This is a genomic window from Citricoccus sp. SGAir0253, assembly GCF_005877055.1.
In the GTDB taxonomy this organism is placed as follows: Bacteria; Actinomycetota; Actinomycetes; order Actinomycetales; family Micrococcaceae; genus Citricoccus.
The window spans coordinates 2,430,348-2,454,041 of record NZ_CP039424.1 but is presented as its reverse complement, the minus strand read 5'-3'; the positions used below and the strand labels follow the sequence as shown (position 1 = coordinate 2,454,041).

General features: G+C 75.5%; 21 protein-coding genes and 1 riboswitch. Of the genes, 17 read left to right on the top strand and 4 right to left on the bottom strand.

The features are described from left to right. Positions 1-2: 2 nt before the first annotated feature. The 5 genes from E7744_RS10820 to E7744_RS10800 are packed head-to-tail and all read left to right on the top strand — an operon-like array spanning position 3 to position 6,164. Positions 3-1,280: an RDD family protein gene (locus E7744_RS10820; RefSeq protein WP_168199802.1), complete on the top strand. Its 1,278-nt coding sequence runs from the start codon at positions 3-5 to the stop codon at positions 1,278-1,280. Next, a complete protein-coding gene (locus E7744_RS10815) occupies positions 1,277-2,158 on the top strand; it encodes a PP2C family serine/threonine-protein phosphatase (protein WP_137774124.1) in 882 nt (293 codons plus the stop codon). Before E7744_RS10820 ends, E7744_RS10815 begins: the two co-directional genes overlap by 4 nt. Beyond that, positions 2,155-3,783 (top strand): FHA domain-containing protein, encoded by a 1,629-nt coding sequence (locus E7744_RS10810; protein WP_137774123.1) that lies wholly within the window; start codon positions 2,155-2,157, stop codon positions 3,781-3,783. Before E7744_RS10815 ends, E7744_RS10810 begins: the two co-directional genes overlap by 4 nt. Beyond that, positions 3,780-5,372, top strand: coding sequence for a serine/threonine-protein kinase (locus tag E7744_RS10805; protein WP_137774122.1), 1,593 nt, complete (start codon positions 3,780-3,782; stop codon positions 5,370-5,372). Before E7744_RS10810 ends, E7744_RS10805 begins: the two co-directional genes overlap by 4 nt. A 15-nt stretch (positions 5,373-5,387) precedes the next feature. Next, positions 5,388-6,164 carry a hypothetical protein gene (locus E7744_RS10800; RefSeq protein ID WP_246858407.1) on the top strand — a complete coding sequence of 259 codons (777 nt, stop codon included), beginning with the start codon at positions 5,388-5,390 and terminating at the stop codon, positions 6,162-6,164. A gap of 29 nt (positions 6,165-6,193) precedes the next feature. Here the strand turns inward: E7744_RS10800 and E7744_RS10795 are convergent, their stop codons facing one another. After that, positions 6,194-7,030, bottom strand: coding sequence for a sugar nucleotide-binding protein (locus E7744_RS10795; RefSeq protein ID WP_246858406.1), 837 nt, complete (start codon positions 7,028-7,030; stop codon positions 6,194-6,196). A 64-nt stretch (positions 7,031-7,094) separates the two neighbouring features. On the opposite strand from E7744_RS10795, the gene ligA reads away from it, so the two are divergent. The 8 genes from ligA to E7744_RS10755 all read left to right on the top strand — a co-directional run bounded on the left by ligA (position 7,095) and on the right by E7744_RS10755 (position 17,045). Beyond that, positions 7,095-9,572 carry an NAD-dependent DNA ligase LigA gene (gene ligA, locus E7744_RS10790; RefSeq protein WP_137774121.1) on the top strand — a complete coding sequence of 826 codons (2,478 nt, stop codon included), beginning with the start codon at positions 7,095-7,097 and terminating at the stop codon, positions 9,570-9,572. Beyond that, positions 9,569-10,450: an inositol monophosphatase family protein gene (locus tag E7744_RS10785; protein WP_137774120.1), complete on the top strand. Its 882-nt coding sequence runs from the start codon at positions 9,569-9,571 to the stop codon at positions 10,448-10,450. The genes ligA and E7744_RS10785 overlap by 4 nt, the downstream gene beginning before the upstream one ends. Positions 10,451-10,501: 51 nt before the next feature. Next, positions 10,502-11,296 (top strand): GNAT family N-acetyltransferase, encoded by a 795-nt coding sequence (locus tag E7744_RS10780; protein WP_246858405.1) that lies wholly within the window; start codon positions 10,502-10,504, stop codon positions 11,294-11,296. Positions 11,297-11,509: 213 nt separating this feature from the next. Beyond that, positions 11,510-12,517, top strand: coding sequence for an acyltransferase (locus tag E7744_RS10775; protein WP_168199801.1), 1,008 nt, complete (start codon positions 11,510-11,512; stop codon positions 12,515-12,517). 41 nt (positions 12,518-12,558) lie between these two features. Continuing rightward, the gene (gatC, locus tag E7744_RS10770; protein ID WP_137774118.1) at positions 12,559-12,855 is read left to right on the top strand and encodes an Asp-tRNA(Asn)/Glu-tRNA(Gln) amidotransferase subunit GatC; all 297 of its coding nucleotides are present in this window, start codon (positions 12,559-12,561) and stop codon (positions 12,853-12,855) included. Between the two features lie 50 nt (positions 12,856-12,905). Next, positions 12,906-14,456, top strand: coding sequence for an Asp-tRNA(Asn)/Glu-tRNA(Gln) amidotransferase subunit GatA (gatA, locus tag E7744_RS10765; protein WP_210417218.1), 1,551 nt, complete (start codon positions 12,906-12,908; stop codon positions 14,454-14,456). Further along, positions 14,456-15,970: an Asp-tRNA(Asn)/Glu-tRNA(Gln) amidotransferase subunit GatB gene (gene gatB, locus E7744_RS10760; RefSeq protein WP_137774116.1), complete on the top strand. Its 1,515-nt coding sequence runs from the start codon at positions 14,456-14,458 to the stop codon at positions 15,968-15,970. The genes gatA and gatB overlap by 1 nt, the downstream gene beginning before the upstream one ends. A 103-nt stretch (positions 15,971-16,073) precedes the next feature. Further along, positions 16,074-17,045 carry a phosphotransferase gene (locus E7744_RS10755; RefSeq protein WP_137774115.1) on the top strand — a complete coding sequence of 324 codons (972 nt, stop codon included), beginning with the start codon at positions 16,074-16,076 and terminating at the stop codon, positions 17,043-17,045. On the opposite strand, the gene E7744_RS10750 is transcribed toward E7744_RS10755, so the two are convergent. Continuing rightward, positions 17,021-18,085 (bottom strand): phosphotransferase, encoded by a 1,065-nt coding sequence (locus tag E7744_RS10750; RefSeq protein ID WP_137774114.1) that lies wholly within the window; start codon positions 18,083-18,085, stop codon positions 17,021-17,023. The genes E7744_RS10755 and E7744_RS10750 overlap by 25 nt on opposite strands. 37 nt (positions 18,086-18,122) lie before the next feature. On the opposite strand from E7744_RS10750, the gene E7744_RS10745 reads away from it, so the two are divergent. Then, positions 18,123-19,007, top strand: a complete 885-nt coding sequence (locus tag E7744_RS10745; RefSeq protein ID WP_137774113.1) for a type II CAAX prenyl endopeptidase Rce1 family protein — start codon at positions 18,123-18,125, stop codon at positions 19,005-19,007. 11 nt (positions 19,008-19,018) lie between these two features. Here the strand turns inward: E7744_RS10745 and E7744_RS10740 are convergent, their stop codons facing one another. Beyond that, positions 19,019-19,666, bottom strand: coding sequence for a VOC family protein (locus tag E7744_RS10740; protein WP_137774112.1), 648 nt, complete (start codon positions 19,664-19,666; stop codon positions 19,019-19,021). 243 nt (positions 19,667-19,909) lie between these two features. After that, positions 19,910-20,024: riboswitch (SAM riboswitch) on the top strand. A gap of 74 nt (positions 20,025-20,098) precedes the next feature. Between E7744_RS10740 and E7744_RS10735 the strand changes: the two genes are divergently transcribed. Genes E7744_RS10735 through E7744_RS10725 form a run of 3 tightly spaced genes read left to right on the top strand, consistent with a single transcriptional unit; the run spans position 20,099 to position 23,327 of the window. Then, complete coding sequence (locus E7744_RS10735) at positions 20,099-21,481, top strand: O-acetylhomoserine aminocarboxypropyltransferase/cysteine synthase family protein (protein WP_137774111.1); 1,383 nt, start codon at positions 20,099-20,101, stop codon at positions 21,479-21,481. A 16-nt stretch (positions 21,482-21,497) separates the two neighbouring features. Continuing rightward, entirely contained in the window at positions 21,498-22,619 is a 1,122-nt protein-coding gene (locus tag E7744_RS10730; protein ID WP_137774110.1) for a homoserine O-acetyltransferase, read from the top strand. A gap of 18 nt (positions 22,620-22,637) precedes the next feature. Further along, complete coding sequence (locus E7744_RS10725) at positions 22,638-23,327, top strand: alpha/beta hydrolase (RefSeq protein WP_137774109.1); 690 nt, start codon at positions 22,638-22,640, stop codon at positions 23,325-23,327. A 15-nt stretch (positions 23,328-23,342) separates the two neighbouring features. Here the strand turns inward: E7744_RS10725 and E7744_RS10720 are convergent, their stop codons facing one another. Next, on the bottom strand, positions 23,343-23,609 hold the full coding sequence (locus E7744_RS10720; protein ID WP_137774108.1) for an RNA-binding S4 domain-containing protein: 267 nt from the start codon (positions 23,607-23,609) through the stop codon (positions 23,343-23,345). Positions 23,610-23,694 lie beyond the last annotated feature (85 nt).

The window sequence follows — 23,694 nt, the reverse complement described above, 5'->3', positions numbered from 1 at the left end:
CCGTGCAGAAAACCCTCAACCTGGTCAACGCACCGGCCGGCAGGCGATTGGCGGCGTGGCTGGTCGACCAGGTCGTCCCGGTGGTGCTCCTGGCCGTCGTCTCGGCGGCCACCCTGCCCGCCGTGCTCTCCGCGACCGGCAGCGCCCGGCAGGACGCCACGGCCACCGCGACCCTCGGCCTGCTGGCGGCCACGGTCGTCTCGCTCGCCTACGCCGTCTGGCTGTGGGGCTGGCAGGCCTCGGCGGGCAAGACCCCCGGGCACCTGCTGCTGGGCCTGCGTGTCACCTCGGAGGAGGGCACCCCGGCCGGCTGGGGGCCCATCCTCCTGCGCTCGGTGGTGATCGCGGCCAGTGGCCTCGCCCCCGTCGTCGGGCCGGTGCTGATGCTGCTGTCCAACCTCTGGGACACGAACCACCAGCGCCAGGGCTGGCACGACAAGGTGGCCCGCACCCTCGTCCTCGACGTGCACGCCGGCCGCGACCCGCTCACCACCGGCGGGCTGCGCGGACCCTCGTCCTTCGCCCCCGAGGGCCTGCGCCCGGGGGACCCCGGCCACCCGGAGACGGGACTGGCCGTGCCCCCGGCCTCCCGCTGGCCCGCGTTCAGCCCGGCCGGCACCGGCGTGCCCATCAGCGCGGTGCCCGGCGTCACGGGCACCGGGGCGCACGCCCCGGCCCCCGCCGCCTCCGCCGTGTCCCCGGTGCCGGCCGCCTCCGCCGCCCCGGCCCCCGCCGCCTCCGCCGCGTCGCCGGTGCCCGCCGCGGCGTCGCGTCCGGACGCTCCCGCGGGCGGTTCCGCGCCGGCACCGGGCGGGGCCCACGGGCGGTCCTCCTCGGGCTACCGCGAGGACCGCGTCGTGCTGGTGGGCGGGGCGGCAGCGCCCGCCGACCCGGACGAGGACCTCGGGGCGACGCGGGTGCGCGAGCGCCCCGCGGCCGCCTCGGCCCCCACGGCCCTGCGGCTGTGCTTCGACGACGGCCAGAGCCACGAGCTCTCCGGCTCCGCCCTCGTGGGCCGCAACCCGGCCGCGGCGGCCGGGGAGAGGGTGGACCTGCTCATCCCGTTCGCGGACATGGGCCGTTCCGTGTCCAAGACGCACCTGCACCTGGCGGCAGACCCCGCCGGCGTCTGGGTGACCGACCGGGACTCCACCAACGGCTCCGGCATCACCCCGCGCGGCGGGGAGCGCCGGCGCCTGGACCCGGGCCGCCCGGTGCTGGCCCCGGTGGACTCGACCGTCCACTTCGGCGACCGCTCGTTCACGGTGTCCGCCCCATGAGCGGGGACGCGGCGATCGACGCCGCCGGACGGCCGTTCCGCCTGGAGTACGGCTTCGGCTCCCACCGCGGGCTGCGCCGGCAGCTGAACGAGGACTCCCTGGTGGTCACCGGCAACCTGTTCGCGGTGGCGGACGGGATGGGCGGCCACGAGGCCGGCGAGGTGGCCAGCCGGATCTGCGTGGAGACCCTGGCCGCGGGTGTCCGGCAGGTCCGGGACGACCTCACGGCCGAGGACCTGCAACGGCTGATGGTCTCGGCGGACGAGGCCATCCGCCGGGTCGGCGGCTCCCGCGCGGGGACCACCCTGGCCGGCGTGGCGATCGTCCGCGAGCAGCAGGGCCTGTACTGGATGGTCTTCAACGTGGGCGACTCCCGCGTCTACCGGCTGTCCGAGGGGCGGTTCACCCAGGTCAGCGTGGACCACTCCGAGGTCCAGGAGCTCGTGGACCAGGGCCACCTCCGCCCGGAGGAGGCCCGGCGGCACCCGCGCCGGCACGTGATCACCCGGGCCCTCGGCACGGGGGAGGCCTCCGAGGCGGACTTCTGGATGCTGCCCGTGCACGACGGCGACCGGCTCATGGTGTGCTCCGACGGCCTGACCACGGACGTCGAGGACGAGCAGGTCCGCGCGGTGCTGTCCGCGCACCACGGGCCGCAGGACGCCGTGGACGCCCTGATCGACGGGGCCCTGCGCGCCGGCGGCCGGGACAACATCACGGTCATCGTGGTGGACGTGGAGGACACCGCGTCGGAGCAGGAGCGCGTGGTCACCTCCCCGCGGGCCGCCGCGGACGAGGAGCGGCAGACCACGCGCCCGCGGCGGGACACCGTGGACGAGGCGGACGCCGCCGACGGGGAGCAGGAGGAACGGCCATGACGCCGACCGCACGGATGCGCTACGGCACCGGGACGTGGCTGGGACTGGTCCGGGGCGGCTGCCTCGTGGCCCTGCCCGCCGACGCGGACCGGGGGACCGCCGACCGCGTGTGGGACCTGCTGGCCGGGCGGCCCGGCGTGGAGGAGGTGCTGGCGGCCGTGCTCGCGGGCCGGCTGGACCTGGCGGGACTGCCCTCCTTCGCGATCGTGTCCCTCGGGGCGCCCGGCGTGCACGCGTTCCTGCGCGGGGACGTGGAGCTGCGCCTCACCGGGGCGGACGGCGCCGAGACGCGGCTCAGGGGGACGGGCGTGTCCACCTGGGCCGAGCGGACGGTGCCGGACGTGCGCTCCCTGGAGCTGCTCGTGGCCGGGGCCGGAACCGGGACCGAGGACCTGCCGCTCGAGTCCGGCGCCGTCCGGATGTCGGCCCTGGCCGCCGAGCTGGGACCCGGGGCCGAGGGCGCCGAGGGCGCTGAGGACGCCGGGGGCGCTGAGGACGCCGGGGACGCCCGGGAGGCGGCCCCGGCCACCGCCACCCACCCGGCCACCCACCCGGCCCCCGCCCCCGGCCCGGTCCCGCCGACCGGTCCCGACCCGGCGCCGGGCACCGCCGCGCCCTCCGCGGCGCCCGGCACTGCCGTGCCGGATACCCCCGTTCCGGCCACCGCCGCCGGCCCGGTCCCGCCGTCCGGCCCCGACCCGGTCCCGCCGTCCGGCCCCGACCCGGTGCCGGACATCGCCGCGCCCTCGGCGGCGCCCGCCCTGGCCGTGCCGGAGCGCCCGGCGCGGCCCGCCGCGCCGGGACTGATCGACTCGGTCCCGTGGCTCGCCACCGCGCGGTCCGGCGCCCCCGAGGACGACGCCGGCCGCACCCTCGGGACCCCGGCCGACCTCGGCCTGACGGTCGCGCCCCCGGTGTCGACCGAGGAGGACGCCGACGAGACGGCCGACGAGGCGGCCGGGGAGGCGCTCCCGCGGGAGCCGGTGGCGCACCCGGACGACGAGGCCGACACCGTGCTGTCCCCGTCCGCCCCGCCCGCCGCGCCCGCCGCCGATCCCGACCACGACGGGCAGACGATCCTGACCGCGCACCTGGACCGGGCCGACGTCGGGACCTCCGCCCCGGCGCCCACCGCCGCCCGGGCCCCCGCCCCGCCGGCCACCACCGGCCCGCTCGTGCTGGCCCGGCAGTGCACGGACGGCCACGCGAACCCGCCGAGCAGCACCGCATGCCGGTCCTGCGGGCAGTCCCTGGCCGGCGAGGCGCGCCAGGTCCGGCGCCCGTCGCTGGGACGGATGAGGATGTCCACCGGCGAGGTGCTCGAGCTGGACCGGCCGGCCGTCATCGGCCGCCAGCCGCAGGCGCACCGCGTGGCCCCCGGCACGATGCCGCGCATGGTCCAGGTCCGCAGTCCGCACGGGGACATCTCGCGCTCCCACTGCGAGGTGGTGCTCGAGGGCTGGCACGTGCAGCTGCGCGACCTGAGGGCCACCAACGGGACGGTCCTCGTCCGCGAGGGCCAGTCCCCGCGGCGCCTGGGCCAGGGGGAGGCGGTCATGGTCCTGGACGGGGACGTCGCCGACCTCGGCGACGGCGTCTCCGTCCGGTTCGAGGCGATCCCGTGAGCCCGCGGCGTCCCCCGGCCCCGCCGCCGCACATCGACGGGTACCGCCACCTCGGCCTGCTCGGGTCCGGCGGGTTCTCGGACGTGTACCTCTACGAGCAGGACCGCCCGCGCCGCAAGGTGGCGGTCAAGGTGCTGCTGTCCGGGCTGCGCACGGAGGGCGCCCGGCGGTCCTTCGAGTCCGAGGCCAACCTCATGGCCCGGCTGTCCTCGCACCCCTACATCGTCACCATCTACGAGGCGGACATCACCGCGGACGGCCACTCCTACCTCGCCATGGAGTACTGCTCGCGCCCCTCGCTCGACGTCCGCTACCGCCGGGCCCGGCTGGGCGTGGACGAGGTGCTGGCCCTCGGCATCCAGGTCTCCTCGGCGGTGGAGACGGCGCACCGCGCGGGGATCGTGCACCGGGACATCAAGCCCGCGAACATCCTCACCACGGACTACAACCGCCCCGCGCTGACCGACTTCGGCATCTCCGGCACCACGGACGCGCTCGACGGCGAGGCCGGCATGTCGATCCCGTGGTCCGCGCCGGAGGCCTTCGCGGGCGGCAGCCCGAACGGGGTGGCCATGGACGTGTGGTCCCTCGGGGCCACCCTGTACACGCTGCTGGCCGGGCGCTCGCCGTTCGTGCGGCCGGGGGCGGACAACTCCCAGGCCGAGCTCATCGCCCGGATCGGCACGGCACCCCTGCCGCCGCTGAACCGTCCGGACGTGCCCGCCGCGCTGGAGCTGGTGCTGGCCACGGCGATGGCCAAGGACCCGTCCTCGCGCTTCCCCTCCGCCCGCGCCCTCGCCCTGGAGCTGCAACGGGTCCAGGCCGGGCTGGGCCTGTCCGTCACCCCGTTCGAGGTGATGGAGGGCTCGGGAGCGCTCGAGGCCGAGGACGAGGACCCCGGCGGCGAGGCCACGCGCCTGCGCCGGGTGGTCTCCATCGACCCCGGGGCCCCGGCGCCCGCGCACCGCTTCCCGCCCCTGCCCCCGGCCGGTCCCGCCGCGGCCCCGTGGGGCGGGGCCGAGGACGCCACCGTGCTGCGCGGAGCCCGGGCGGACCGGACGGGCCCCGGGGGCACGGGGGAGCCGGCGGGCGCCACCGCCCGCCGGGTCGAGGAACCCCTCCCGGGTCCCCGGACCCGCGGCTGGGCGGGCGAGAACCGGACCGGGATCCTCGCCGCGCTCGCCGTGCTGGTGCTCGGCGTGGCGGCGGCCGCCTGGGTCGCGGACGGCGTGGCCGCCCGCCCCGGCCCGGACGCCGCGCCGGACGCCGCCCCCACGCTCATCTCCGAGTCGCCGGCCAGGGCGCTGCCCGAGCGGGAGGAGCCGGTGGCGGCCGTCGAGGACCTCGCGGGCCGGCTCGAGGGGGAGCAGGCGGTCTTCACGTGGACCAACCCGCGGCCGCGGGACGGGGACACCTACCTGTGGCGGACCACCACGGCCACGGGCAAGGGCCGGATCACCACCGTCGAGGGCCCGACGGTGGCCACGCCGGTGCTGGAGGAGGACCGCACCTGCATCGAGGTCGTGGTGGTGCGCTCGAACGGCACGCAGTCCGACCCCGCGGTCGGCTGCCTGGAGGGAGAAGGATGACCGGGAGGGAGAAGGATGACCGGGAGGGACGGGGCGTCGGTGGCCGAGGGACGGGAGCGCGGCCGGGAACCGGCCACGGGCCGGGAGCCGGCGGACCTGGCGATCGACTTCGTGGGGGAGTGGTACGAGGTCTCCCCGGACGCGGTGTTCACGATCGGCCGCGAGGGTGACCTGGAGATCGACGACAACCCGTACCTGCACCGCCGGTTCATGGAGATCCGGCAGGTCGACGGGCTGTGGTGGCTGGCCAACGTCGGCTCGATGATCTCCGCCACGGTCGCCGACGCCTCCGGGGGCATGCAGGCCTGGGTCGCGCCGGGCTCGCGCATCCCGCTGGTCTTCGGCCACCTGACCGTGGTGTTCACGGCGGGTCCGACGACGTACGAGTTCGCCGTGCACCTGAGGAGCCCGTCGTTCCTGCACCAGCCGCGCGCCACCGACGCCGTGGGGGAGACGACCATCGGGCCGGTCGTGTTCACCCCCGCGCAGAAGGCGCTGATCGTGGCCCTCGCCGAGCCGGTCCTGCGCCGCGGCGGCACCGGGTTCTCCACCGTGCCCTCCTCGGCGGACGCGGCCCGGCGCCTGGGCTGGTCGCTCACCCGCTTCAACCGCAAGCTGGACAACGTGTGCGACAAGCTGGACCGCGTGGGCGTGGCCGGACTGCGCGGCGGCGGGGGACGGCTCGCCACGAACCGCCGCGCCCGGCTCGTGGAGCACGCCGTCACCTCCCACCTGGTCACCGCGGACGACCTGCCGCTGCTGGACCGGCTGCACGGGTCCGAGGAGGACTGAGCCGGATCCCTTCCCGCGGACGGCGGGGTTCAGGGGCGGTAGCCCTCCCGGAACGTGGGGTACTCGAGGCCGCCGAGGAACCCCAGCAGCCGGGAGCCGTCCAGGACGGTCCCCGCCACGGTCTCCGGGGTGGCCCGCGGCGGCGGCTCCAGTCCCCACTCGCGGGCGATGTGGGTGACGACCTCCCCGAGGGACGCCGGCGCCCGGTCCACGGCGTGCAGCACCCGCGGCGGGTCCGCGGCGAGCAGCAACGCCTCGAGGGTCCGGACGAGGTCCGTCTCGTGGATGCGGTTCGTGCGCCGGCCGTACTGCACGGCGGCACCCTCCCGGACCCTGCGCAGGAGCATGTCCCGTCCGGGACCGTAGATCCCGGCGGGGCGCAGGACGAGCGCCCCGAGGAGCTCGACGGCGAGCAGCTCCCCGCGCCGCAGGGTGCGGCCCCGCTCGGTGAGGGGCACGGGCTCGTCGTCCTCCGTGATCGGCCGGCCGTCGGTGCGGCCCTCGAAGACCCGGGTGGAGGAGACGAACACGGTGCGCCGCGGGGGCCGGGGCAGGGCGGCGGCGAGGTGCCGGAGGGCGAGGGCGTAGTCGTCCTCCTGCCCGGGGGCCGGCGGCGTGCCGGGCGGAAGCGTGATGACCAGCGCGTCCACCGCGGGCAGGGGCCGCCCGAGGGGCTCGCGCAGGTCAGCCGCCACGGCACCGAACGCTGCAGGCAGGCCGGAGGGGTCGCGCCGCAGGGCGATGACCTCGCCGCCGGCCGCGACGAGGCGCTCGCCCAGCAGCGTGCCGAGGCGGCCGCAGCCGGCGAGCAGGGTCCGGGCGGGCACCCCGGTCGGGGTGCCGGCGGCATCGGGCGGGGTGGGCACGGTGGTCTCCTTCGCGGTCTGGACCGGCACGATGGCCGGGCGGGCCCCCGGCTAGGCTGGGCCGGTGAGCACCGAGCATACGGTCCGTGACCCGGACGTCGACGCCTCCGTCCAGCCCGCCGCCGGGGAGGTCCCCACGGAGTCGCTGCGCGAGCAGTACGAGCACCTCGTGGACGAGGTCCGGAGGCACCGGACGGCCTACTACCAGAACGACGCCCCGCTGGTCTCGGACGCCGAGTACGACACCCTGTACCGCCGGCTCGAGGACCTCGAGGCGCTGCACCCGGAGATCGTCGCGAACGACTCGCCCACCCAGGAGGTCGGCGGGGAGGTGTCCACGGCCTTCGCCCCGGTCCGGCACCTGGCGCGGATGTACTCGCTGGACGACCTCTTCTCCGTCGAGGAGCTGCGCTCCTGGTACGACAAGACCGCCTCCTCCCTGGCCACGATCGCCCCGGGCACCACCCCGCGCTGGCTCGTGGAGGTCAAGATCGACGGCCTGGCCGTGAACCTGCTGTACCGGGAGGGGCGGCTGGTCCGGGCGGCCACGCGCGGCGACGGCACCACGGGCGAGGACGTCACCCACAACGTGATGACCATCAAGGACATCCCCCAGCAGCTCACCGGCTCCGGCTGGCCCCGGGAGGTGGAGGTCCGCGGGGAGGTCTACATGCCCACCGCCGCCTTCCGCGCGCTGAACGACCAGCGCGCCGAGGAGGGGCTGGCCCCGTTCGCCAACCCGCGCAACGCCGCGGCCGGGTCGCTCCGGCAGAAGGACCCGGCGGAGACCGCCAAGCGCCCGCTGAGCATGTTCGTGCACGGGATCGGGGCGCACACGGGCCTGGACGCCGAGTCCCAGCACGCCACGTACGAGCTGCTGGCCTCCTGGGGGCTGCCGACGAGCCCCTACACCCGGCTCGTGGAGGGCCTCGAGGGCGAGGACGGCATCCTGGCCCTCATCGAGGAGCACGGCCGGCAGCGCCACGGCCTGGTCCACGAGATCGACGGCATCGTCATCAAGGTGGACTCCTTCGCCCTGCAGCGGGCGCTGGGCCACACCTCGCGCGTGCCGCGCTGGGCCGCCGCCTACAAGTACCCGCCGGAGGAGGTCCACACCCGGCTGCTGGACATCCGCGTCAACGTGGGCCGCACCGGCCGCGTCACCCCCTACGCCCTGATGGAGCCCGTGGTCGTGGCCGGGTCCACCGTGTCCATGGCCACGCTGCACAACCAGGACGTGGTGCGGGCCAAGAACGTGCTCATCGGGGACACCGTGGTGCTGCGCAAGGCCGGGGACGTCATCCCGGAGGTGGTGGGACCCGTGCTGCCGCTGCGCGAGGGCAAGGAGGTCGGCACGGGCCCGGAGGCCGGGCTGCGCGAGTTCGTCATGCCCGCCGAGTGCCCCTCGTGCGGCACGCCCCTGGCCCCGGCCAAGGAGGGGGACGTGGACCTGCGCTGCCCCAACGCCCGGTCCTGCCCGGCCCAGCTGACCGGCCGGATCGAGCACGCCGCCTCCCGCGGCGCCTTCGACATCGAGGCCCTCGGGGAGGAGGCGGCGCTCTGGCTGACCACCGGTCCCGGCCCGGACCCGGCCGGCAACGGCGGGCAGGTCCGCCCGGAGGGGCCGGGCGTGATCACCTCGGACGCCCAGCTCTTCGACCTCGTGCACCCGGGGGACGAGGCCCTCCGGGACGAGCTGCGGCAACGGCTCGGCGAGGTGCGGGTCTGGCGGGAGAGGCGCCGGCGCGTGGACGGACGGACGGTCCCGTCCGGGGAGTGGGAGCTCAAGCCCTTCTTCTGGACGCAGGGGACCGCGAAGAAGCCCTCGGAGCCCACCGCGAACACCGTCAAGCTCTTCGAGGAGCTCGAGAAGGCCAAGGCGCAGCCGCTGTGGCGCGTGCTGGTCGCCCTGTCCATCCGGCACGTCGGCCCGACGGCGGCGCGCTCCCTCGCGACCGCGTTCGGCTCGCTGCGGGCGCTCGAGGACCTGGTCACCCGGGTGCCCGAGGGCCAGTCCCCCGAGGAGGCGCGCGCCGCGGCGCAGCAGCGCCTGGCGGACGTGGACGGCGTGGGACCGATCATCGCCGAGGCCGTCATCGAGTGGTTCGCCGAGGACTGGCACCGCGAGATCGTGCACCGCTGGCACGCCGCCGGGGTGGTCATGGAGGACGAGCAGGACGCGGACACCCCGCGCACCCTGGAGGGCCTCACCGTCGTCGTCACCGGCTCGCTGGAGGGGTTCAGCCGCGACTCGGCCAAGGAGGCGATCATCGTGCGCGGCGGCAAGGCCTCCGGCTCGGTGTCGCGGAAGACGCACTTCCTGGTGGCCGGGGAGAACGCCGGCACCAAGCTGGACAAGGCCGAGTCGCTCGGGGTGCCCGTGCTGGACGAGGAGGGCTTCGTGCGCCTGCTCGCCGGGGGACCCGCAGCGGTGGCGGGGACCGCGCCGCAGGACGGCGGGGACGGCGGGGACGACGGCGGCGGGGCCGGGCCCGGAGCCGCGGCCGACGCCGCCGAGGCGACCGAGGGGGAGATGGCATGAGCCGGGGACTGCTCGCCGTCGCCCGGGCCGCCGCCCGCGCCGGGGCCGCCGTGCTGGCCGAGCGGGTGCTGAGCCCCACGCCGGCCACCCGTGCCGACCTGGGCGCGCAGACCAAGACCTCCGGCTCGGACTGGGTCACCGACTACGACCGCCGGGCGGAGCAGGCCGTCCGGGAGGTCATCACCGCCTACCGCCCGCACGACGCGATCTCCGGCGAGGAGTACGGCCACACCGAGCCGGCCACCCCCTCGGGCTTCCGCTGGTCGATCGACCCGCTGGACGGCACCACCAACTTCATCCGCACGATCCCGCACTTCTGCACCTCCGTGGCGGTCGAGGGGCCCTCCGGCCCGGACGGGGACGGGCCGCTGCGCTGGCTGGCCGCGGCCGTCGTCGCCCCCGCCCTCGGGCGCAGCTGGTACGCGAGCGCCGGGGAGGGGGCCTTCTCCACGGTGGACGACGCCGTCACCGGCACCCCGGGCGAGCCGGTGCGGCTGGCCGGGCCGGTGCTCGGCCGCTCTGGCCGGCTGCTCGCCAGCGGCTTCGCCTACGCGGGGGAGCGCCGGGACTTCCAGCTGCGCGCGCTCACCGGGTTGCTGCCGCACTTCGGGGACGTCCGGCGCATCGGCTCGGCGGCCCTGGACCTGTGCATGGTGGCGGACGGCACGCTGGACGCCTACGCCGAGTTCGGCATCCAGGAGCACGACTGGGCCGGCGGGGCCCTCATCGCCGAGGAGGCCGGCGTCCCGGTGCGCCGGGCCGCCCACGGGGACGGCAGCGCCCACCCGGACTGGACCGTGGCCGGCGTGCTGGACCCGGACCGGCCCTGGGCCGAGGCCCTGGCCGCGCTGCTGCCGGCGGGGCCGCCCGGCATCTGAGCCGCCGGTCGGCCCTGCCGCGCCGCCGTCCCTCCGGCATAGGCTTCTGCCGTGCCCCACGACGAGACCGACACCACCGCAGGCCCGACCGCAGGCCCGGCTCCGGGACCGACCGCAGGCCCCGCCGCGGGTCCCCACGACGCGCCGGCGCCCGGCGCCGGAGGGGAGGCGCCGCCCGCCCCGGCCCCGCCGGCCGGGGACACGCACCCCCTCGTCGAGGCCGCCGACTGGCCGGAGCCGACCTCCCGCGTGGAGGGCGTCACCGTGCGCGACGCCGGCGACGGGGACCACGCGGCCATCGCCCACCTGACGGTGACCTCCTACGTGGACGGGGGCCACGTGGACCCCGCGGACGAGTACATCGCCGAGCTCGAGGACGTGGCCTCCCGCGCCCGGCGCGCCCGCGTCCTGGTGGCCGAGGTGGACGGCTGGGGGGACGACGGCGGGGACGACCGCGAGGCCGCGGGCGACCCGGGCGCGAGCGCGCCCGGCGAGCGGCGTCCCGTGATCGCCGGCTCGGTGGTGCTCACCCTGCCGGGCATGCCGATGACGGAGGTCGCGCGCGAGGGCGAGCTCGAGTTCCGCATGCTCGCCGTGGACCCGCGGGCCCGCCGCCGCGGGGTGGCCCGCGCGCTGGTGCGGGCCGCCGTCGACCGCGCGGGCCAGCTCGAGGGGATCGGCGCGGTCGTGCTCACCACCATGGAGACCATGACGGGAGCGCACGCGCTCTACGAGTCGGAGGGCTTCGAGCGGGTCCCCGAGCGGGACTGGCGGCTCTCCGACATCGGCCAGGAGCCCACGGACGGGACCGACCAGCTCTTCTGGGTGTACCGGCGCACCGTGTGATCCCGGAATCCCCGGGGCGCCATCCCGGTGGGAGGGCCGCCTCGGCAGGGACCACCCCGGGGTGAGGTTCCTCTCAATCGCGTCGGGTCGCGGGTCTCGGGGACGTCCGGGCGGAGGCGCTCCCTAGGCTGGGCGGTCGACCATCGTCGCCCGGTCCGCGCGACGGCGACGCCCGGCGCACGGAGGAGCGACATGCAGGAACGCCACCATTGGATGGATCTCTTCCGGGGGGTGGCGATCACCCTGGTGATCACGTTGCACGCGGTCACCATGCCCGCGGTCCGGGACGTCGAGCCGATGCCGTGGTTGGCGGATCTCTTCCTGTTCCTCAGCCCCCTGCGGGTGCCTGTCCTGTTCGCCATGTCCGGCATGCTGCTGGCACGGGCGGTGCGCAAGCCCCTGGGCGTCTACGTCTCCGGCAAGGTGCGTCACCTGCTCTGGCCGTTCCTCCTCTGGGGGATCATCACGGTCCTGCTCGTCGGCAGGCGCTCGCAGTTCTCCGATCCCTGGGAATGGATCGGCGGATTCGGCCACCTCTGGTTCCTGGGCACGCTGTTGTTCTGCGTGGCCCTGGGCTGGTTCACGAAGTGGGTCCCGGCGTGGGTTCCCGCCCTGGCCCTGCCCGTCCTGCTCGTCCTGCTCGAGCCGAGTGAGCCGGTCCTGCGCGACTACCTGTTCTACGGCACGTACTACTTCCTCGGCGCAGTCCTCATGACGATGCGCCGGACGGTCCAGGCCGCCGGACCGTGGGTGCCGATCGCGGGCACGGCCGTCGGGCTCCTGGGCATGGTCGCCACCGGGGACAGCCCGATGACGCAATTCGGCGTGACCGGGGTCCTGGCGCCGCTTCCCTGGTTCGTGGTCATCACGTGGGTCGGACCCCGTCTGCCGAGGATGCGGTTCCTCGAATGGATCGGACGGAACAGCGTGATCTGGTACTGCGCCCACTTCCCGGCCCTGTCGCTGGCCGTCCGCTGGGCCACCCAGTCCGGCATGGACGGGGTCGGAGTGAACCTCGCCGCGTTGGCGGGCGGCGTCCTGTTCCCCCTGGTCCTGGTGCTGGGGGGCGACTGGACCCGTTGGCTGTTCTCCTTGCCGGCCTCGCGCCGGGCGCGTCCAGTGGATTCCGCGCCGCCCGTCCGCGCCGCCGCGACGCAGGAGCACGCCCGGTCGGGGCCGGGGTCCCGGATGCCGGAGTCCGTCGGCAGTCGCAGCCACTAAACTCAGGGGGAGAACCACCCGCGCAAGAGCACAGGAGACCCATGTCCGCCATCACCCGTGAGGACGTCGCCCACCTGGCGCGACTGGCCCACATCCGGATGGACGAGCAGGAACTGGACAAGATGTCCGGTGAGCTCGCCGTCATCATGGATGCCGTCGCCTCCGTCAGCGAGGTCGCCGGGGACGACGTGCCGCCCACGTCGCACCCCATCCCGCTGCAGAACGTGTTCCGCGAGGACGAGCCGGCGGGGATGCTCACGCAGGAGCAGGCCCTGGCCATGGCCCCCGACGCCGAGGACGGCCAGTTCCGGGTGCCCGCGATCCTGGAGGGGGAGTGACCGTGAGCCAGGCCACCGGGACCGAACTGGTCCGCCTGACCGCCCTGCAGATGGCCGAGCGCCTGCGCGCGGGGGAGATCACCTCCGTGGAGCTGACGCGCGCCCACCTGGACCGGATCGCCGCCGTGGACGGTGACGGCTCGGGCACCGGCATCCACGCCTTCCTGCACGTCAACACGGACGAGGCCCTCGCCGTGGCGGCCGAGGTGGACGCGATCCGCGCCGCCGGGGGCGCCGAGGCCGAGGCCCTGCACCCGCTGGCCGGCGTGCCCGTGGCCGTGAAGGACAACATCGTCACGGTCGGCCAGCCCACCACCGCCGCCTCGCGGATGCTCGAGGGCTGGATGAGCCCGTACGACGCCACCGTGGTGACCCGGCTGCGCGAGGCGCGGCTGCCGATCCTGGGCAAGACCAACATGGACGAGTTCGCCATGGGCGGCTCCACGGAGCACTCCGCCTTCGGCAACACGCGCAACCCGTGGGACCCGGAGCGGATCCCGGGCGGCTCGGGCGGCGGCTCGGCCGCGGCCGTGGCCGCGTTCATGGCCCCGCTGGCCCTGGGCTCGGACACGGGCGGCTCCATCCGCCAGCCCGGCGCCGTCACCGGCACCGTGGGCGCCAAGCCCACCTACGGCGGCGTCTCGCGCTACGGCGTGATCGCCATGGCCTCCTCCCTGGACCAGGTGGGCCCCGTGGCCCGCACCGTCCAGGACGCCGCCGCCCTGCAGGAACTGCTGGGCGGCCACGACCCCAAGGACTCCACCTCCCTGCCCGAGCCGATCGAGGGGTTGCTGGAGGCCGCCCGCCGGGACGACGTGGCCGGCCTGCGGATCGGCATCGTCACCGAGCTCAAGGGCGAGGGCTACCAGGAGGGCGTGCTGGCGCGCTTCCGCGAGGCCGTCGCCGTGCTCAAGGAGGCCGGCGCCGAGGTGGTCGAGGTCTCCTGCCCGCACTTCCGCTACGCGCTGGGCGCCTACTACCTCATCATGCCCTCGGAGGCCTCCTCCAACCTGGCCAAGTTCGACGGCGTGCGCTACGGCAACCGCGTGGTGCCGGACGGCGGCGGGACGATCGAGCAGGTCATGGGCGCCACCCGCGCCGCCGGCTTCGGCGAGGAGGTCAAGCGGCGCATCATCCTGGGCACCTACGCCCTGTCCGCCGGCTACTACGACGCCTACTACGGCTCGGCGCAGAAGATCCGCACGCTGGTCCAGCGCGACTTCGAGGCCGCGTTCGCCCAGGTGGACGTGCTGGTCTCCCCGACGTCGCCGACCACCGCGTTCGGCTTCGGCGAGAAGCTGGACGACCCGCTGGCCATGTACCTCAACGACGTGGCCACCATCCCGGCCAACCTGGCGGGCGTGCCCGGCATCTCGGTGCCCGGCGGCCTGGCCGACGGCCTGCCGGTGGGCGTGCAGTTCCTCGCCCCCGCCCGCGCGGACGCGGTGATGTACCGCGCCGCCGCCGCCCTGGAGTCCCGCCTCGAGCAGGCCTGGGACGGCCCGCTGTGGGCCCAGGCCCCCGAACTGGACGAGGCCCGCCCGGCCCAGCCGGCCGGCGTCGGCACGTCACGCACCACCACTGCAGGAGGAGAGGACTGATGGCCGCCGTCACCGACGAGGTGCTCACGTTCGAGGAGGCCCTGGCGGAGTTCGAGCCCGTCCTGGGCTTCGAGGTCCACGTGGAGCTGAACACGAGGACCAAGATGTTCTCCTCGGCGCCCAACGCCTTCGGCGACGTGCCGAACACCAACGTCACCGAGGTGGACCTGGGCCTGCCCGGCGTGCTGCCGGTGGTCAACGGCAAGGCCGTGGAGTACGCGATCAAGCTGGGCCTGGCCCTGAACTGCCAGATCGCGCCGGTCTGCGGCTTCGCCCGGAAGAACTACTTCTACCCGGACACCCCGAAGAACTTCCAGACCTCCCAGTACGACGACCCGATCGCCCACGACGGCTGGCTGGACGTGGAGCTCGAGGACGGCACGGTCTTCCGCGTGGAGATCGAGCGCGCCCACATGGAGGAGGACGCCGGCAAGCTGACCCACGTCGGCGGGGCCTCCGGGCGCATCCAGGACGCCGCCCACTCCCTCGTGGACTACAACCGGGCCGGCGTGCCGCTCATCGAGATCGTCACCAAGCCGATCAAGGGTGCCGGCGAGCGCGCCCCCGAGCTGGCGCGGGCCTACGTCACCGCGATCCGGGACATCGTCAAGGCACTGGACATCTCGGACGCGCGGATGGAGCGCGGCAACGTCCGCTGCGACGCCAACGTCTCGCTCATGGAGAAGGGCCACCACGTCTTCGGCATCCGCACCGAGACGAAGAACGTGAACTCCACGCGCGCCGTGGCCCACGCCGTGACCTACGAGATCCAGCGCCAGGCCGCGATCCTGCGCGCCGGCGGGACCATCACGCAGGAGACCCGCCACTGGCACGAGGACACCCGCACCACCACCGCGGGCCGGCCGAAGTCGGACGCGGACGACTACCGGTACTTCCCGGAGCCGGACCTCGTGCCGATCGTGACCACCCCGGAGTGGATCGAGGAGCTGCGCGCGCAGCTGCCCGAGCCCCCGGCCGAGCGCCGCCGCCGGCTCAAGGCGGAGTGGGGCTACTCGGACGAGGAGTTCCGGGACGTCGTCAACGCCGGGGTGATGGACGAGATCGCCGCCACCATCGAGGCGGGGGCCTCCGCCCCGGCGGCCCGCAAGTGGTGGATGGGCGAGATCGCGCGCCTGGCCAACGTGGCCGAGCGGGAGGTCGCCGAGCTGGGGATCGGCCCGGCCGACGTCGTGGAGGTCGAGGCGCTCATCGCCGAGAAGACCATCAACGACAAGATCGCCAAGCAGGTCCTCGGCTTCGTGGCCGCGGGCGAGGGCTCCCCGCGCGGGATCGTCGAGGCCCGCTCGCTGGCCGTGGTCTCCGACGACGGCGCCCTCACCGCCGCCGTGCAGGAGGCCATCGCCCAGAACCCGGGCGTGGTGGACAAGATCCGGGGCGGCAAGCTGCAGGCCGTCGGCGCGCTCATCGGCCCGGTCATGAAGGCCACCCGCGGCCAGGCCGACGCCGGCCGCGTGCGCGAGATCGTCCTGGAGCAGCTGGGCGTCTCCGAGTAACCCCACCCCCTGCAACTGGAGGTCGAATCCGCCCCGTCCGGGCCCGGGAACGGGCTGGATCCGGGGCGGATTCGACCTCCAGTTGCCTCCAGGAGAGGACGACGTGCCCCGGGAGCATCGGTCCGGCGAGCCTGACGTCACCGCCGCGCTCGTCCGCGCCCTGCTGGCCGACCAGCACCCGGACCTGGCGTGGCTGCCGGTCGCCGGGGACGCAGATCCGGCCGCCGGCGTGGTCCGCGGCTGGGACAACACCATGGTCCGGCTGGGGGACCGCCTCGCCGTCCGCCTGCCCCGCCACGAGGCCGCCGAGGCGCTGCTCGACCGGGAGGTCGCCTGGCTGCCCGTCCTCGGCGCCCGGACCGGGCTCGGCCTGCCGGCTCCCGTCCGGACCGGCGTGCCCGCGGCCGGGTACCCCTACCGGTGGGCCGTGGTGCCGTGGGTGGCGGGGACCCCGGCGGTGCACCGGCCGGCCGCGGAGCGGGACGCCTACGCCGGCGCCCTCGCCGCGGGGCTGCGGCGCCTCCACGTGCCGGCGCCGCCCGGCGCCCCGGCGAACCCGTTCCGGGGGATGCCGCTGGCCTCGGCGCGGGAGCGCTACGCCGCGCGCTGGGCGGACCTGGTGCCGGACCTGGACCCGGTCGTGGTCCGCGCCGCCGGGGTCGCGTGGCACGACGCCCTCGCCGCGCCGGTGCACGCCGGCCCGCCGGCCTGGCTGCACGGCGACCCGCACCCGGACAACACCGTGCTGACGGACGCCGCGGCGGGGGACCCGGCGACCGCCGCTGCGGCCGGCCCCGGCGCCCCGGCCGGGCCGCCGCGCCCGGTCCTCGTGGACTTCGGCGACCTGTGCGCCGGGGACCCGGCCTCGGACCTGGGCATCGCGCTGACCCACTTCACGCCCGCCGGCGCCGCGGCGTTCCGCGCCCGGTACGACGCCAGCCGGCCCGCCGACGAGGCCCTCTGGCGTCGCGCGCGGGGCTGGGCCATCGTCGTCGCCACCATCCTCGCGGTCCAGCCGCCCGAGGACGCCCTGCACGCGGTCGGCCGGGACTACCTGGCCACGCTGCGCCCCTGACCGGCGCCGCGCAGCGCCGCCACGGCCCGGCCGAGACGAGGCAGCACCCTGCGCAGCAGCCTCGGCCAGTCCGGCGGGCGGAGGCTGCTGGAGGGATCCTCGCGGCCGGCGGCGTCGTCGAGCGCCTCCAGCGCCGTCCAGCCGAGCCAGGCCCGGGCCCGGTGCGCCTCGAAGGGGTCCCGGGCGATCTCCCCGAGCCGGTCCTCGCCGTGCCACAGGGACAGGTGCGCGGCGTTGAGCGCGGGGTCCCACCGGCTGGCCAGGTCCCAGTCGAGGATCCCGGTGAGCCGCCACGGGGCCCGGGGGGACGCCGCGGGGCCGGCGGTTCCCCCGCGCATCCAGCGCATGTTGTGCCCGGCGAGGTCGCCGTGCACGAGCGCCGGCGGCACCACCGGGTCCTCGGTCCAGGACCGGAGGGTGTCCAGCAGCTCCTCCGCCGCGTCCGGGAACCGGGCGGCGGACACCGCGGGGTGCTCCGCCGCCCACGGCCCGTCCCACAGCGCCGCGCCGTGGGCCCGGCGCAGCCGGTCCGGCAGCCGGCGGAGGCGCTCGACCCGCGCCGCCGGCCACGGGCCCCGGTACGCGAAGGGCGGGGCCAGGTGGGGCAGCAGCGGAGCGGTGTCCACCGCCGCGAGCGCCGCGCACAGCGCGCGCAGCACCGCGGGGTCGCCGGTGTGCGGCGGGTGGGGCCGGCCGGGCAGGTACCCCTGGACGACGGCGGCCGTCCCGTCCGCGGCGGTGACCACCTCGGTGAGGGGCACCGGCAGGTCCACCGGCAGCCGCGCGGTGTCCGCCAGTGCCGCCACGAGCGCGACGTTCGCCGGCAGCCGGGCCGCGGCCCGCGCGTCGCGCGTCATCCGGACCGCGCCGGTGCCGGGCAGCACGAGGACCCGGTGGGACGCCCCGCCCTCCTCCACGACCCCGGCGGACCAGTCCGCCGCGGCCAGCCGGCGGGCGGCGTCCGGGCCGGTCCCGGCCAGGGGCCGGGCGGCGGCGGCGCGGGCGAGCGCGAGGTCGGCGTCGGACGGTGGGGAGGCCATGGCCCCACGGTAGCGGGGTGCTTCCTACACTGGAGCGGTGACCACCCCCGCAGCTCCCCGCCCGGCCGCTCCCGCGACGCCCGCGCCGGCCGCCGCCCCCTCGGCGCGCACGGTCCGCTGGGAGATCGCGATCGTCCTGGGGCTGTCCCTGGGCCGGTCGGCGGTCTATGCCGTGGTGGACCTGCTGGAGAAGATGAGCCGCGGACCGCTGGCCGGGCAGACCACCACGCTGAACCCGCCGCTGGCCGACCGCCAGTACTTCGACCTCGCGTACCAGCTGCTGGACATCGGCTTCGCGCTGGTGCCCGTGCTGCTCGTGTTCCACCTGCTGTGGATCCGCGGGCGCAACCCGTTCCGGACCCTCGGCCTGGACCTGCGCCGCCCCGGGGCGGACCTCGGCTGGGGCGCGGCGCTGTTCCTGGTGATCGGCCTGGGGACCCTCGCCGTCTACGCCGGCGGCCGGGCGGCCGGGCTGACGACGGCGGTGGTCGGCAGCGCGATGAACGAGTACTGGTGGACCACGCCGGTGCTGGTGCTCTCGGCCCTGCGGCACGCCGTGCTGGAGGAGGTCATCGTGGTGGCCTGGCTGTTCGACCGGCTCGGCTACCTGCAGCAGCTGCGGGCCGGGGCGGATCCCGCGCTGCCGGTCGCCGAGGGCGGGCTGCGCCGGTGGGCCGGCGGGGCGTTCCCGCCGCTGAACCCCGTGGCGGTCGTGGTGGCCTGCGCCGTGCTGCGCGCGGCCTACCACCTGTACCAGGGCATCGGTCCCGGGATCGGCAACCTGGTGATGGGGCTCGTGTTCGGCGCGGTCTACCTGCGCCACCGCCGGGTGGCGCCGCTCGTGGTGGCCCACCTGCTGCTGGACGTCACCGGCTTCGTCGCCTACCCGCTGCTGGCGCAGCTCGGCTGGTTCGGCACCTGAGCCCGGGGCGGTCAGAGGGTGACGGTGCCCTTGGGGGTCTCGAAGGTCACGGAGAGGATGCCCGGGGTGCCGGACGGCGCCTGGAACTCCACGTTGAGGTCCTTGACCTTCTGCTGCGGGTCGTCGAGGCCGAGCCAGTCGCGCACGCGCTCGCGCGAGCCGGCGATGGTGATGGCCGAGAGGGAGGCCTGCGGCTCGGCGGCCTGCGAGGGGTGCAGGTCCTCGGTGCCGTCGTCCCAGCGCAGCAGGTAGGGCACCTGCGGGTCCGCGATGAGGCCCTTGATGCCGATCTGGCGCCAGGTCAGCTCGCGGCCGTCCGGGAACTTGCGGTTGCCGGGCACGGAGTGGCGCTCGAGCCGCTCCTCGAAGGGGGAGAGGTCGTCCACGGCCACGCACCAGCCCATCCAGCCGCCGCCCATCTCGGAGCGGGCGCGCACGGCCTGGCCGAAGGGCGCCTTCTCGGAGGAGGGGTGGTCCAGGGCCTCGACGACCTCGAGGTACTGGCGGTTGCGCAGCGGGAAGATCGCGTTGCGGGTGCCGAAGCGGGGATGCACACCACCCTTGACGCGTTCGATGCCCAGGGCATCGGCGATCCGGGCCACGGTGTCGGTGAGACCCTCCGGGCCAACGGCGTACGAGACGTGATCCAAGCGCATCATGTGTCCATCGTCGCACCTCCGGGCGGCGCGGATCGCTTAGGTTAACCTCACTCGACATGTTGCCGACGTCACACGCGGCGAGCGCCCCCGTCCGGCCCGGGCGGCGGCCCCTCCGCCGCCCGCCGCACGGTTCCCCCGAGGCCCGCCGGAGGGCCCCTCCGCCGCCCGCCTGACCGCCCCGCCGGGGTCACGCGACGTCACCGCGGGGTGAATCGCCCGGGCGGATCTGGCAGACTGGGGCCAGGTCATGAGTGCCAGCATCGAGCCCCGGCTTGCTGGCCGGCAACCCTCCAGCTCGCGGTGGGGTGCCCCGGGTGAGGACCAGGCGGGCGCCGACCGGCGCCGGCAAGCGCGGGCCACCGCGCCACGCCGCCCCGGACCGGGGAGGGCGGGCGCCACCGGGTGGCCCTGGACCAGACAGGAGCCGTTGCGATGACCGACACCCCGAACACCGAGGCCAGCCTTCCCGCCAGCGCCGCGGAGGACCAGGCCGCCGACGTCGCGGACTGGGGCTTCGAGACCCGCCAGGTCCACGCGGGCATCCCGGACCAGAACCCCTACGGGGCCACGGCGCTGCCGATCATCCAGTCGAACTCCTTCGACTTCCCCTCCCACGAGGTCGCCGCGGACCGGTTCGCGCTCAAGGACCTCGGGCCGATCTACACCCGGATCGGCAACCCCACGCAGGAGGCGGTCGAGGGCAAGATCGCCGCGCTCGAGGGCGGGGCCGGTGCCCTGCTGCTGGCCTCCGGCCAGGCCGCCACCACGTTCTCGATCCTCAACCTTGCCGGCGCCGGGGACCACGTGGTGGTCTCGGCCTCCCTCTACGGCGGCACCCAGAACCTCTTCAAGCACACCCTGGCCAAGGTCGGCATCACCACCACCTTCGTGCAGGACCCGGACGACCCCGAGGAGTGGCGCGGCGCGGTCCGGGACACCACCCGGGCGTTCTTCGGGGAGTCCCTCGGCAACCCCCGCGGGGACGTGCTGGACATCCGCACGGTCGCGGACATCGCCCACGAGGCCGGGGTCCCGCTCATCGTGGACAACACCCTGGCCACCCCCTACCTGCTGCGGCCGATCGAGCACGGCGCGGACGTGGTGGTGCACTCGGCCACCAAGTACCTCGGCGGGCACGCCGTGGCCATGGGCGGGGTCATCGTGGACGCCGGCTCCTTCGACTACGCCTCCCAGCCGGAGCGCTTCCCGGGCTTCAACACCCCGGACGAGAGCTATGACGGCCTGGTCTTCGCCCGCGACCTGGGCGTGGACGGCATCCTCGGGGCCAACCTCGCGTACATCCTCAAGGCGCGCGTGCAGCTGCTGCGCGACTACGGCAGCTCCATCAGCCCGTTCAACGCCTTCCTCATCAACCTCGGGCTGGAGACGCTGTCCCTGCGGATGGAGCGGCACGTGGCCAACGCCCAGCGGGTCGCGGAGTACCTCGAGGGCCACGCGCAGGTCCTCTCCGTGATCCACCCCGGGCTGGCCTCCAGCCCGTGGCACGAGCGCGCGCAGCGTTACCTGCCCCGGGGCGCCGGCGGCTTCGTCTCCTTCGAGATCGACGGCGGCCGCGAGGCCGGGGCGCGCTTCGTCGACGCCCTGCGGCTGCACCACCAGGTGGCGAACATCGGCGACGTCCGCTCGCTCGTCATCCACCCGGCCTCCACCACGCACTCCCAGCTCACGGAGGCCGAGCAGCGCGCCGCGGGCGTCACGCCCGGGCTCGTGCGGCTGTCCGTGGGCGTGGAGAGCATCGAGGACATCCTGGCGGACCTCGAGGAGGGGTTCGCCGCCGCCAACGTGAGCGCGTGAGGCGCGGAGGGACCCCATGACCATGACCAGCCCCCACCAGGCCAGCACCGTCCTCCCCGAGGGCGGCCTGCAGTCCCTGCCCGTCGGCGCCCTCGACTTCGAGGCCGGCGGGCACCTGCCCGCCGTCGAGATCGCGTACGAGACCTGGGGCACCCTCAACGCCGACCGGTCCAACGCGGTGCTGGTGCTGCACGCCCTGACCGGCTCCACCCACGTGGCGCGCTCCACCGGGGAACCGGAGGAGGGCTGGTGGGAGGGCGTCGTCGGTCCGGGCGCGCCGATCGACACGGACCGCTGGTTCGTGGTGGCCCCCAACATGCTGGGCGGCTGCTACGGGACCACGGGGCCGTCGTCGCTGGACCCCGAGGGCACCCCGTGGGGCTCGCGCTTCCCGTTCACCACGATCCGCGACTCCGTGCGGGCGGAGGCGCGGCTGGCCGACGCGCTGGGCATCGACGCCTGGCAGGCGGTCATCGGCGGCTCGATGGGCGGCGCGCGCGCCCTCGAGTGGGCGGCCACCTACCCGGAGCGCGTGCGCGGCATGGCCGTCATCGCGTGCGGGGCGCACTCCACGGCCGAGCAGATCGCCTTCGCCCAGGCCCAGGTGCAGGCGATCACGCTGGACCCGGACTACCACGGCGGGGACTACTACGGTCGCTCCCGCCCGGACGCGGGGCTCGGCATCGCCCGGCGGATCGCGCACATCACCTACCGCTCCGAGCCGGACATGGCGGCCCGCTTCGGGCGCAGCCCGCAGCCGGACGAGGACCCCTTCGGCCACCCGGTGCGCCGCGCGGGGCGGTACCAGGTGGAGTCCTACCTGGACCACCAGGCCACCAAGCTCACGGGCCGCTTCGACGCCAACAGCTACCTGGTGCTGACCGAGGCCCTCATGAGCCACGACGTCTCCCGCGGCCGGGGGACCGAGGCGGAGGTGCTGGCCGGGATCCCCGCCACGGCGTTCATCGCCGCCGTGGACTCGGACCGGCTCTACTTCCCGGGCCAGTCCCAGGAGCTGGCGCGCCAGCTGCCCGGGGACGTGCCGGTGTTCATGATCGACTCGCCGATCGGCCACGACGGGTTCCTGACGGACCTGGACCAGGTGGCCGGCGAGATGAAGCGCGTGCTGGGCCTCTGAGCCCCTAGCCTTGTGCCCATGACCGACACCACCGCCCCGTTCCCCGCCACCGACCCCGTCGTCCGCTGGTCCCGCCCCGAGGACGAGCGCGCCGGCACGCACCTGCTGGTGCTCATCCACGGCTACGGCGCGAGCGAGCACGACCTGTTCGGGCTCGTCCCCGGGCTGCCGGAGAAGTTCACCGTGGCCGCGGTGCGCGCCCCGATCACCATGGACCACGGCGGGTACACGTGGTTCCCGATCATCGGCACGGACGAGTCCTGGCCGCTGGCCGTGCGCGCCGCCGTCGAGGACCTGCAGGCGTGGGTGGCCGCGCAGCGCCCGCACTTCGCCAGCACCTCCCTGCTGGGCTTCTCCATGGGCATGGCCATGGCCACCTCGCTGCTGCGGCGCGAGCCGGAGGCGTACCGGGCCATCGTGGGCCTGTCCGGCTTCGCGATCGACCCCGACTGGTCCCCGACCGGCCCGGGCACCGGCCCACTGGCCGGCTTCTTCGACGACGAGGCCGTGGAGCGCGCCCGGCCGAAGGTGTTCTGGGGCCGGGACCAGGCGGATCCGGTCATCACGCCGGACAAGGTGGAGTACACGCACGGCTGGATGAACGCCCACGTGGACCTCACCAAGGTCGTCTACGCCGGGATCGGCCACTCCATCAGCCCCCAGGAGCTGGGGCACGTGCGGGAGTTCCTCGACGCCGTGGTGCGCTGAGCCCTCCTGGCCGGCTCAGTGCCCGGCCGGGACCACCTTCACGGCCTCGCCGGAGAACTCGATGACGTCCCCGTGGTGCAGCTGGCGGCCCCGGCGCGTCTCGGGGTCGCCGTTGACCTGGACGAGGCCGGCCTCGATCACCACGCGGGCGTCCGCCCCGTCCTCCACCAGGTTGGCGAGCTTGAGCGCCTGGCCCAGCCGGATCACGTCGTCGCGGATCTCGAGCGGCACCGGGTGCGAGGACGGGGACTGCGGGGCGTGGCGTTCGGGGCGTGAGGGCATGGGTCCATTCTCGCCCCTGCCCGGGGGTGGGTCATCCCGTGACCGGCGCGCGCCGGGACGGTGGCCGGGTCCGCGCTGGCGGGCC